General features: G+C 30.0%; 14 protein-coding genes. All 14 read left to right on the top strand.

Annotated elements, in window-relative coordinates:
* Window positions 1-227, top strand: a 227-nt coding sequence (locus Q5F54_RS05920; protein WP_331562432.1) for a hypothetical protein, incomplete at its 5' end; no start/stop codon positions are given.
* A 101-nt stretch (window positions 228-328) separates the two neighbouring features.
* Entirely contained in the window at window positions 329-490 is a 162-nt protein-coding gene (locus tag Q5F54_RS05915; protein WP_277230905.1) for a hypothetical protein, read from the top strand.
* A 167-nt stretch (window positions 491-657) separates the two neighbouring features.
* The gene (gene rimP / locus Q5F54_RS05910; protein WP_071119775.1) at window positions 658-1,119 is read left to right on the top strand and encodes a ribosome maturation factor RimP; all 462 of its coding nucleotides are present in this window, start codon (window positions 658-660) and stop codon (window positions 1,117-1,119) included.
* 29 nt (window positions 1,120-1,148) lie between these two features.
* Complete coding sequence (gene nusA, locus Q5F54_RS05905) at window positions 1,149-2,201, top strand: transcription termination factor NusA (RefSeq protein ID WP_302334094.1); 1,053 nt, start codon at window positions 1,149-1,151, stop codon at window positions 2,199-2,201.
* A gap of 13 nt (window positions 2,202-2,214) precedes the next feature.
* Window positions 2,215-2,490 carry an RNase P modulator RnpM gene (rnpM, locus tag Q5F54_RS05900; protein ID WP_071119777.1) on the top strand — a complete coding sequence of 92 codons (276 nt, stop codon included), beginning with the start codon at window positions 2,215-2,217 and terminating at the stop codon, window positions 2,488-2,490.
* Window positions 2,480-2,800: a ribosomal L7Ae/L30e/S12e/Gadd45 family protein gene (locus tag Q5F54_RS05895; RefSeq protein ID WP_281537421.1), complete on the top strand. Its 321-nt coding sequence runs from the start codon at window positions 2,480-2,482 to the stop codon at window positions 2,798-2,800. Before rnpM ends, Q5F54_RS05895 begins: the two co-directional genes overlap by 11 nt.
* Before the next feature lie 14 nt (window positions 2,801-2,814).
* Window positions 2,815-4,761: a translation initiation factor IF-2 gene (gene infB / locus Q5F54_RS05890; RefSeq protein WP_281537422.1), complete on the top strand. Its 1,947-nt coding sequence runs from the start codon at window positions 2,815-2,817 to the stop codon at window positions 4,759-4,761.
* A gap of 21 nt (window positions 4,762-4,782) precedes the next feature.
* Window positions 4,783-5,169, top strand: coding sequence for a 30S ribosome-binding factor RbfA (gene rbfA / locus Q5F54_RS05885; protein ID WP_071119780.1), 387 nt, complete (start codon window positions 4,783-4,785; stop codon window positions 5,167-5,169).
* A complete protein-coding gene (locus Q5F54_RS05880) occupies window positions 5,159-6,154 on the top strand; it encodes a bifunctional oligoribonuclease/PAP phosphatase NrnA (protein ID WP_242873387.1) in 996 nt (331 codons plus the stop codon). The genes rbfA and Q5F54_RS05880 overlap by 11 nt, the downstream gene beginning before the upstream one ends.
* The gene (gene truB / locus Q5F54_RS05875) at window positions 6,147-7,055 is read left to right on the top strand and encodes a tRNA pseudouridine(55) synthase TruB (RefSeq protein ID WP_281537423.1); all 909 of its coding nucleotides are present in this window, start codon (window positions 6,147-6,149) and stop codon (window positions 7,053-7,055) included. Before Q5F54_RS05880 ends, truB begins: the two co-directional genes overlap by 8 nt.
* A 25-nt stretch (window positions 7,056-7,080) precedes the next feature.
* Complete coding sequence (locus Q5F54_RS05870; protein WP_281537424.1) at window positions 7,081-8,025, top strand: bifunctional riboflavin kinase/FAD synthetase; 945 nt, start codon at window positions 7,081-7,083, stop codon at window positions 8,023-8,025.
* A gap of 91 nt (window positions 8,026-8,116) precedes the next feature.
* On the top strand, window positions 8,117-8,371 hold the full coding sequence (gene rpsO, locus Q5F54_RS05865; protein ID WP_071119784.1) for a 30S ribosomal protein S15: 255 nt from the start codon (window positions 8,117-8,119) through the stop codon (window positions 8,369-8,371).
* A 116-nt stretch (window positions 8,372-8,487) separates the two neighbouring features.
* Window positions 8,488-9,336 (top strand): DegV family protein, encoded by an 849-nt coding sequence (locus tag Q5F54_RS05860; protein ID WP_071119785.1) that lies wholly within the window; start codon window positions 8,488-8,490, stop codon window positions 9,334-9,336.
* Between the two features lie 156 nt (window positions 9,337-9,492).
* Entirely contained in the window at window positions 9,493-11,595 is a 2,103-nt protein-coding gene (gene pnp, locus Q5F54_RS05855) for a polyribonucleotide nucleotidyltransferase (protein ID WP_302334093.1), read from the top strand.
* Window positions 11,596-11,680 lie beyond the last annotated feature (85 nt).

Below are 11,680 nucleotides of genomic sequence, written 5' to 3'. Positions count from 1 at the left end.
CAAAAGAAAGTAATTTAATTAATTATCCAAAAGGTAAATTAGAAAACTTAGATTTTGAAAATGGAAAAGAAATAAAATTTTGGAATCAAGTTACACCAATATCAAACATAAGGATACCGATGGTTTTATATAATGATATAGATTTAAAAAATATAAAAAAATGTAACATAATATTTGATAGAACAAATAGTGGAGATTTGTTATTTGAATCAATAATGGTGGACTAAAAGTTACAATTTTGAGATTTAGTACTTTTTTTGTAAAATTTTTAATTTTTAATTCATATACTGAAGTAAGAAGTTATTTTAAGATAATTGGGGGCTATAAAATGAAAGTCAAAATGATAACTGACTACCACGAAAATATAGAAGAGCAGATTAATAAATTTTTACAAGAAAATAAAGATAGTATAGATGTAGTAGATATAAAATGGAAAGTATATGCAATGGCACATTTGGTAATGATTATTTACAAAGAAAAAGAAATTTAGATACAAAAAATAGATAATTAATTTAAAGTCAATTAAAATTTGCAACAAAAACTAATATATGGTATTATAGTATATAAAATGGTATATATTGCAGAAACTAAGAGTGGGACAACAGTGCTCACTCTTTTGTTTTAAAAAATTTACAACTGAATAGGAGGGAAACACAAATGAGAAAAAGTATAGAAGCTACAATAGAAGAGATAGTTCAACCAATAGTTGATGCTAAAAACTTTGAAATCGTAGACATAGAATATGTTAAAGAAGCTGGAGAATATTACTTAAGAGTTTACCTAGATAAAGAAGGTGGAATATCTTTAAGTGACTGTGAAGTAGTTAGTAGAGAATTAAGTGAAATACTAGATAAAAAAGATCCTATAAAGGATAATTACTTCTTAGAAGTATCTTCACCAGGACTTGATAGACCACTAAAAAAAGATAAGGACTTTGAAAGATACAAAGGTAGAGACGTTGAAATAAAATTATACAAGCCAATGAATGGTTCTAAACAATTTGAAGGAGAACTAGTTGGATTAACTGAAGATAATAATATAAAAGTTATAATAGATGGTGAAGAAGTAGATTTTACAAGAAAAGAAGTTGCACTTATAAGACTTGCAATAAAGTTTTAGTTAAAGATAATTATGGAGGACAAATAGCAATGAATCATGAATTTATGGAAGCATTAGACGAATTAGAAAAAGACAGAGGGATAGATAAAGAGATACTTATAGATACTATAGAACAAGCTCTTTTAACAGCGTATAAGAAAAACTTCGGTTCAGCACAAAATGTTAGAGTTGAAATTGACAGAGAAAGAGGAGATGTTAGAGTATTCTCTCAAAGAGTAGTAGTTGATGAATCTGACTTATATGATACTTTCCTTGAAATTGAACTAAACGATGCAAGAGAAATAAGCCCAAATTATGAGTTAGGAGATATAATAGAAAACGAAGTAACTCCTAAAGATTTCGGAAGAATAGCAGCTCAAACTGCAAAGCAAGTTGTTGTTCAAAGAATAAGAGAAGCTGAAAGAGAAATAGTATATAATGAATTTATGGATAAAGAAAATGAAATAGTTACAGGAGAAGTAGCTAGAGTAAATAAAAATATAGTATATGTGAACATAGGTAGAATAGAAGCTATAATGACTCAAGCTGAGCAAATACCAGGAGAGCATTATCAAGCTGGACAAAAAATAAAGGTATATATATTAGAAGTAAAGAAAACTAATAAAGGACCTCAAATAGTAGTATCAAGAAGCCATCCAGGATTAGTTAAGAGATTATTTGAATTTGAAGTACCTGAAATATTTGAAGGTATAGTTCAAATAAAATCTGTATCAAGAGAAGCTGGTTCAAGAACTAAGATGGCAGTTAAATCAATAGATGAAAAGATAGATCCAATAGGAGCTTGTGTTGGTCCTAAAGGTTCAAGAGTTAAAAATATAGTTGATGAACTTGGTGATGAAAAAATAGATATAATAAAATACAGCGATGATCCAGCTGAATATATATCTGCATCACTTAGCCCATCGAAGGTTGAAAAAGTAGAAGTTAATGAAGAAGAAAAGTCTGCTTTAGTAGTAGTTCCTGATTATCAATTATCACTTGCAATAGGTAAAGAAGGACAAAATGCAAGACTTGCAGCGAAACTTACTAACTGGAAGATAGATATAAAAAGCGAATCACAAGCAAAACAAGATCAAGAATAAGGAGGGATGACCTTTGCAAAAAACTAAAAAGGTACCTCAAAGAAAGTGTATAGCTTGTCAAGAAAGAGACTCTAAAAAAGGGCTAATAAGAATAGTAAAAAATAAAGAAGGTCAAATATTTTTAGACCCAATAGGAAAAGCGAACGGTAGAGGTGCATATATATGTAAAGATGCAGAATGCTTAAAAAAGGCAATAAAGTCTAAAGCACTAAATAGAGCATTCAAAATAGAAGTACCTAACGAGGTATATGAAAATCTACTTGAGGAGCTACAAAAATATGAAGACTAATGAAGATAAAATATACTCATTTTTAGGCCTTGCAACTCGTGCAGGTAAAATAGTGTCAGGAGATGATTCAACACTACTTGAACTAAAAAGAGGTAATGTTAAGCTAGTTATAGTTGCAGAGGATGCATCAGATAACACTAAGAAGTTATTTAAAGATAAATCTAGCTATAGAAATGTACCATATGTATATTTCTCAAGTAAATTGCAACTAGGATATGCAATAGGAAAAGCTCCAAGAGCTGCTCTAGGAGTTAAAGATATAAATTTTGCCAATAAGATATTGGAATTAATGGAAACGCCAAAAATATAATAGGAGGTGATCTTGTGTCAAAAACAAGAGTATACCAAATTGCGAACGAATTAAAAATGTCTAATGAAGATGTATTAGCTAAATTAAAAGAATTAGAAATAAATGCAGTAGATAAGGATTCTGAACTAGAAGAAGATGAAGTTGAATTAGTACTTGAAATATTAAAAGATGAAATAGCTGCAGCTAAGGGAAATACTATAGCTATAGATGGAAAATTAACAGTTCAAGAGTTAGCTACTAAATTAGATAAGTCTGCATCTGAGATAATAATGAAGCTTATGAAGATGGGAACAATGGCAACAATAAACCAAGAAATAAGTTTTGAAATAGGTTCATTAGTTGCAAGTGAATATGGATTTGAATTAGTTGAAGGTTCAGCTAATGATGAAGAAGAATTAGAAGCAATAGATGCTTTAATAGATATAGAAGAAGATAAAGAAGAAGACTTAGTAAAAAGACCACCTGTTGTTACTGTAATGGGACATGTTGACCATGGTAAAACTTCTTTACTTGATGCTATAAGAAAAACTAACGTAACTTCAAGTGAAGCAGGAGGAATAACTCAACATATAGGTGCTTCAGAAGTTATGGTAAATGGAGAAAAAGTAGTATTCTTAGATACTCCAGGGCACGAAGCTTTCACATCTATGAGAGCTAGAGGAGCACAAGTTACAGATATGGCAATATTAGTTGTTGCTGCAGATGATGGTATAATGCCTCAAACAGTTGAAGCTATAAACCATGCTAAAGCTGCAAATGTACCTTTAATAGTTGCTATAAATAAAATAGATAAGCCAGGAGCAAATCCTGATAGAGTTAAGCAAGAATTAGCTGACCAAGGATTATTAGTTGAAGACTGGGGTGGTGACGTTATATGCGTTCCAGTATCAGCTTTAAAAAGAGAAGGTATAGATACTTTACTTGAAATGGTACTTTTAGTTGCAGAAATGGAAGAATTAAAAGCTAACCCTAACAAAAGAGCAGTAGGTACAGTTATAGAAGCTCAACTTGATAAAGGTAGAGGACCAGTTGCAACAGTACTTGTTCAAGGTGGTACTTTAAGAGTTGGAGATCCTATAGTTGCAGGTGTTGCTAGTGGTAAAGTAAGAGCGATGATAAACTCTAAAGGAAAGAGAGTTAAAGTTGCTGGACCTTCTACAGCAGTAGAAATATTAGGGTTATCAGAAGTTCCACAAGGTGGAGACCAAGTTGTTGCAGTACCAAATGATAAAGCTGCAAGATTAGTAGCTGAAAAGAGACAACAAATGGCTAGAGAGGAAATGTTAAAATCTAACCAAAGAATGAGTCTTGATGACTTCTTCGCTCAAATGGGAGATGCTGAAGTTAAAGAATTACCTATAATAGTAAAAGCAGACGTTCAAGGTTCTGTTCAAGCAGTTAAGCAATCACTTGAAAAATTATCTAATGAAGAAGTTGCTGTTAGAGTAATACATGGTGGTGTTGGAGCAGTAACTGAATCAGATGTTACACTTGCAACTGCATCTAATGCAATAATAATAGGATTTAACGTAAGACCAGTTCCAAGTGCAGAAGTACTTGCTAAAAAAGAAGGTGTAGATGTAAGAACATATACTATAATATACAAAGCTATAGAAGATGTTCAAGCAGCTATGACTGGTATGTTAGACCCAGAATATGTTGATGAAGATACAGGAAAAGCTGAAGTTAGAGAAACATTTAAGTTATCAGGTGTTGGAACTATAGCTGGATGTTATGTAACTAGTGGTAAGGTATTTAGAGGATCTAAAGTAAGAATAGTAAGAGATGGATTCATAATACATGAAGGACAATTAGCTGCTCTTAGAAGATTTAAAGATGACGTTAAAGAAGTTAACCAAGGATATGAATGTGGTATGAGTTTTGTTAACTACAATGACGTTAAAGAAGGCGATATAATAGAAGCTTATATAACTAAAGAAGTAGAAAGAAAATTAAAATAGATATAAAAGAGGTCGATATTAATGGCATCATATAACAGAACAAAGAGAATAGCAGAAGAAATAAAAAAAGTTATAAGCTCAATGCTTATAAGTGGAATAAAAGACCCTAGAATAACATCTATGGTAAGTGTAACTGATGTTGAAGTTACAAATGACTTAAGCTATGCATATGTTTATGTAAGTATATTAGGTGGAGATGAGGAATCTACACTGTTAGGACTAAAAAGTGCAGTAAACTATATAAGAAGAGAAGTAAGTAGAAGTGTTAAGCTTAGACATACTCCACAAATAATATTTAAAGTTGATGATTCTATCAAAAATGGTATGTATATGGACCATTTAATAAGAAAAGTTAATGAAGGAGCAACAGCATCTTCATTTGACGAGGAAGAATTTGATGAAGAATAATATAGAGAGTATAATAAAATACTTAAAAGGAAGTAACGATGATTTCATCGTTACTTCTCATATTAGTCCAGATGGAGATAATATAGGGTCAACTTTATCGATGTATTATGCTTTAAATAAATTAGGGAAAAACGTTTACTATGTATTAGACGATAATCCTCCTCAAAATTTAAAGTTTTTAGTTGAAAATATGAATATATTAAAATCAGAAGAAGTCAACTTAGATAGTTATAATATAGTAGCACTTGATTGTGGAGATAAAAATAGAATTTGCATAAGCCAAAATTTAATAGATAATGCTAAGAAAATAATATGTATAGATCATCATGCAAGTAATGATTATTATGGTGATTTTAATTATATAGATACTGAAGCATCATCAACTTGTGAGCTAGTTTATAATTTACTAGTAGAATGTGAAAAAAATGAAAATATAAATATAATAGATGAAGATGTAGCTACATGTTTATATACAGGTTTAGTAACTGATACTGGTAATTTTGTATATTCAAATACTCATCCAAGTAGTTTTGAAATGGCAAAGGAGCTTTTATTAAAAGGAGCTAAAAAAGATACTATAATTCAAAAAGTATTCCAAAGTAATCCATATAATTATTATAAATTATTAGGTGAAGCTTTAAATACTTTAGATATAGTAGATGGAAAAATTGCTAGTATAACGATAACTAAAGAAATGTTAAAAAGAAATGTGATAAGTTTTAATGATGTAGATGGAATAACTTCATACACTAGAGATATAGAAGGTGTTGAAGTTGGAATACTTCTAAAGGAAAAAAAAGAAAATGAAGTAAAAGTAAGCCTAAGATCTAAAAACTATGTAGATGTAAGTAAACTAGCTCAAAGTTTTAATGGTGGTGGGCATATAAGAGCCGCAGGCTGTACGATTTACTCTAGTATAGAAGATGCAAAGAAAAAGATAGTCGAGGCTGTAGTAAAAGCAGTACAAGGTGAGAAATATGAATAAAATAGTAAATATTATAAAGCCTACAGGTATGACATCTCATGATGTAGTAAGTGTTGTAAGAAAGATTTTAAACACAAAAAAAGTTGGACATACAGGTACCCTTGATCCAGATGCATCAGGGGTATTACCTATATGTATAGGAAAAGCGACTAAAGTTAGCGAACTTATATTAAATAAAGATAAGTCATATATTTGTGAGTTAACATTAGGTATAACTACAGATACATATGATTCATCAGGTGAAATTTTAGAAAGAGTAGATAATTTTAGTTTTACCAAAGAAGAAATAGAAAAAGCTTTTGACACTCAAAGAGGTCATATAGATCAACTACCGCCAATGTATTCTGCATTAAAAGTAAATGGTAAAAGAATGTGTGATTTAGTTAGAAGTGGAAGGGCTGATGAAATAAATTTAAAAACTAGGCCTGTTTATATCAAAGAACTTAATATACTTAGCATAAGAGACAATAAAATAATGTTTTATGTAAAATGTTCTAAAGGAACTTATGTAAGAAGTATATGTTATGATGTAGGGAAGGTTTTAGGCTGTGGAGGGCATATGTCTTTCTTACTTAGAACTTCATCAGGTAAATTTAACTTAGAAAATGGTATAACACTTGAAGAGTTAAAAGAATACAATGATAATAATACATTAGATAAATATTTATACGATATAGACTATGTACTAACTAATTTTAATAAAATAAAGATACATGAAAATGCTGAAAAATATTATATAAATGGTGGTATCATAGACGAGAGAAGATTTATAGAAAAAGACTTTAATGAAAATGATGAATTTGTAAGAGTTTATAGTTCAAAAGAATTTATCGGAATAGGTAAGATAATAAGAAAAAATAACACCATAAGTGTAAAAAGTGATAAACTATTTATAGTATAAATCTCAATTAAGTGGGGAATGCAAAATGGATACTATAACATCGATAGAAAAAATAGATACAATAAAAGAAAGTGTAGTAACTATCGGGAATTTTGATGGGTTACACAGGGGACATCAGGTGTTGATAAAAAAGGCTACAGAATATGCTAAGGCGAATAATATAAGTAGTGTTGTTTTTACTTTTAAAAATCACCCAGTTAATTACTTTAGACCAGGTTCTATAAAAAATATAATAACTAGTGAAGAAAAAATAAAAATATTAAAGTCTATGGGTGTAGATTATGTAATCAATATACCATTTGATGAATATATGACTAAAATATCTGGATATGATTTTGTAAAAGATATATTATTAGATAAACTAAATGTTAAGAATGTAATAGTTGGACATGATTTTACTTTTGCAAGAAATAAAGAAGGCAATGTAAAATTATTACAAGAATTGTCTAAGCAATATGGTTTTTCATTAGAAATAGTAAATTCTATAAAATTAGGTGATGTAAGAATTAGTAGTACTTATATTAGAAAGTTAATATTAGATGGTAGTGTAGAAGATATATATAAATATCTTGGTAGGAATTATAAGTTATCAGGAGAAGTTATACACTCAAAGAAACTTGGAAGAACAATAGGATTTCCTACTGCAAATATAAGCATAAATAAAAATATGATTATACCTAAAGTAGGAATATATGCAACGAAAGTATATGTTAATGGAAAAATATACTACGGCGCTACAAATATAGGTTACAACCCTACCGTAAATGGAGATAATTTATCTATTGAAACTAATATACTAAACTTCGATGAAGACATATATGGAAAAGTTATAACTATAGAGTTTCTAGAAAGAATTAGAGATGAAAAAAAGTTTAATGGAATTGAAGAACTAAAAAGTCAACTTCAAAAAGATACCAACTATGTATGTAAAAAGTATATTTGCAAAAGAGAAAAAGTTATGATACAATAAACAAGTAAATTAACCATTACTCGGCATACGATTACTCCAAATCTATGCTTAGTTATTGGCGATTATAAAATTAAATTGGAGGTAACTCAAGATGAACAAAACTGAAATAATAAAAGAATTCGGAAGATTTGAAGGAGATACTGGTTCTCCAGAAGTACAAATAGCTTTATTAACAGCTAGAATAAACGAATTAAACGACCACTTAAAAATGCACAAGAAAGACCACCACTCAAGAAGAGGTCTATTAAAGATGGTTGGTAGAAGAAGAAACTTATTAGCTTACTTAAAAGACAGAGATCTTGAAGGATACAGAGCATTAATAGCTAAATTAGGATTAAGAAAGTAATTTTTTACTTTTGTATTGAAAGCAGGTATAATAATACCTGCTTTTTATAATTTTAATATTATATAAAAAGGTATTGATAGCTATTATATAGAAAAGTTTATATAGAGGTGATGACTTTGAAAATAAAATTAATATGCGATAGTCTATGTGATATTCCAAAAGAAATTCAAGATAAAGAATATTTAGATGTGGTACCACTTACTATAATCTTTAATGATAAAGAATACAAAGATGGAGTAGATATAAGTAAGGAAGAATACTATGAAATACTAAAAAATAGTAAGGAGATACCAAAAACGTCTCAGGCTACATATATCCAGTTCAGTGAGATATTTAATAAATATATAGATGAAGGTTACAAAATAATATGTATAAATGGTTCATCTAAATCGTCGGGTACATATCAAAGTGCAATGCTTGCAAGAACTGATATGGGTGATAAGGCAAATGATATTCACATGTTTGATACGATGAGTCTATCATTAGGAAGTGGTCAATTCGTTATAAAGGCATGTGAGTTAATAGAAGATGGGTTAAGCCCAGATGAAATAGTAAAAGAATTAGATTCTATTAGAGAAAGTGTAATGTTATTTTTTGCACCTAAAACTTTGGATTATTTAAAAAAGAGTGGTAGAGTATCTGTAGCTACAGCTATAATAGGAAATATTCTTAACTTAGTACCGGTATTTTCATTTCCTGATGGAGAAGCACATTTAGAAGAAAAGGTTAGAGGAAGTAAGAACCTAGCAAGTAAGCTTGTCGATATGATACTAGAGAAAAATAATGGGGATTTAAAAGATAAAATTGTTACTATAGGATATGGGGATAATTTTAAAGATTTTGAAAAGCTTGAGAAAGAATTACAAAAAAGAATAAAAGCTAAAAAAGTACTAATAACTAGAGGTGGAGCTTGTATATGTTCTCATACAGGTCCAGATATACTTGCTATAAGTTGCTCTAACTAGAATATGACTAATTTTAAAACAAAGTGTAAATAATAGATATAATGATTAAGATAAGTAACTAAGCTACTTTTGTATTGTTAAAATATAGTATTTTTGATAAGATAATACATAGGATAGTAAACGCGTTTTTTAGCAAAAGAGGAGGTACAAGCTTTAATGTTTGAACATAAAATATTTACAATGGATTTAGCAGGAAGAGAGCTTTCGGTTGAAATAGGAAAGATAGCAGAACTTGCTAGCGGAAGCGCCATAATTAGATACGGGGAAACTATGGTTATGGTAAATGTTTCAAAATCAGCAAAACCAAGAGATGGAATAGACTTCTTCCCTCTAAGTGTTGATTATGAAGAAAGACTATATTCAGTAGGGAAAATACCTGGAGGATTTTTAAAGAGAGAAGGTAAGCCTTCAGAAAAAGCGATATTAACATCAAGACTTATAGATAGACCTATAAGACCATTATTCCCAAAAGGATTTAGAAATGATGTACAAGTTGTTGCTACAGTTTTATCAGTAGACCAAGATTGTACACCAGATATAGTTGCTATGATAGGGTCATCTATAGCTTTATCTATATCTGATATACCTTTTAATGGTCCTACAGGGTCGGTTTTAATAGGGTTAGTTGATGGAGCATTTGTTGTTAACCCAACAGCAGAACAAAGAGAAAAGAGTTCTCTTCACCTAGTAGTATCAGGAACTAAAGATGCTATAATGATGGTTGAAGCTGGTGGAGAAGAAATACCGGATGCATTAATGCTTGAAGCTATACTATTTGCTCATGAAGAAATCAAAAAAATAGTTGCATTTATAGAAGAAATAACTGCTGAAGTTGGAAAAGAAAAAATGGAAGTAGTTTTATTTAAACCTGATGAAGAGGTTGAAAAAGCGGTTCGTGAATTTGCTACAGATAAAATGAAAGAAGCAGTAAAAACTATAGAAAAACTTGAAAGAATGGAAAAAATGGATGCTGTTAAAGCTGAAACATTTGAGAAATTCGAAGAGTTATTAGAAGATTATGGAGTAGATATAGAAGAAACACTTCAAGCTATAATAAAAGAAGAAGTAAGAAAGTTAATAGTACATGAAAATGTAAGACCAGATAATAGAGGTTTAGAAGAAATAAGACCTATATGGTGTGATAACGGATTTATACCTAGAGCTCATGGTTCAGGATTATTTACAAGAGGTCAAACTCAAGTAATGTCTATAGCAACACTTGGAGCATTAGGAGATGTTCAAATATTAGATGGATTAGATGAAGAAGAAAGTAAGAGATATATGCATCACTACAACTTCCCAGCATACAGTGTTGGTGAAGCTAGACCATCAAGAGGTCCAGGAAGAAGAGAAATAGGACATGGAGCACTTGCTGAAAGAGCACTAATACCTGTTCTTCCATCAAAAGAAGAATTCCCATATGCAATAAGAGTAGTATCAGAGGTATTAAGTTCTAATGGTTCTACATCTCAAGGTAGTGTATGTGGTTCAACATTATCTTTACTTGATGCTGGTGTACCTTTAAAAGATATGGTAGCAGGTATTGCTATGGGTCTTATAAAGCATGATGATAAAGTAGCAGTACTTTCTGATATACAAGGTATGGAAGACCACTTAGGAGATATGGACTTTAAAGTAGCAGGAACTGAAAAAGGTATAACTGCTATACAAATGGATATAAAGATAGCTGGTATAGATAAAGAAATATTAGCTAAAGCATTAACTCAAGCTAAAGCTGGTAGAATACATATATTAAACGAAATGAGAAAAACAATATCAGCTCCAAAGCCAGAGTTATCTAAGTATGCTCCTAAAATAATAACAATGAACATAAATCCAGATAAGATAAGAGACGTTATAGGACCTGGTGGAAAAGTTATAACTAAGATAATAGAAGAAACTGGAGTTAAGATAGATATAGAGCAAACTGGAGAAGTATTTATAGCAGGAATAGATGCTGATATGATAAAACTTGCACAAAAGAAAATACATGATATAGTAGCTGAAGCTGAAGTAGGACAAACTTACACAGGTAAAGTTACAAGAATAATGAACTTTGGTGCATTTGTTGAAATACTTCCAGGTAAAGAAGGATTACTTCATATATCTCATATAGCTCACGAAAGAGTATCTAAAGTTGAAGATGTATTAAATATAGGTGATGAAGTAGAAGTTAAAGTTACTGAAATAGATGAAAAAGGAAGAGTTAATGTATCTAGAAAAGCATTACTTCCTAAACCAAAAAAAGACCATAAATAAATTTTAAATTAATAAAAATTTATAGATAGATAAAAAATCTTTCCGATATACGGAAAGATTTTTTTGTTTTTAAATATAAATAACA

Origin of the sequence: uncultured Romboutsia sp. (assembly GCF_958366745.1) — a bacterium.
Classification (GTDB): domain Bacteria; phylum Bacillota; class Clostridia; order Peptostreptococcales; family Peptostreptococcaceae; genus Romboutsia; species Romboutsia timonensis.
Note: the sequence above shows the minus strand (reverse complement) of the source record. Positions and strands in the feature narration are given on the sequence as shown.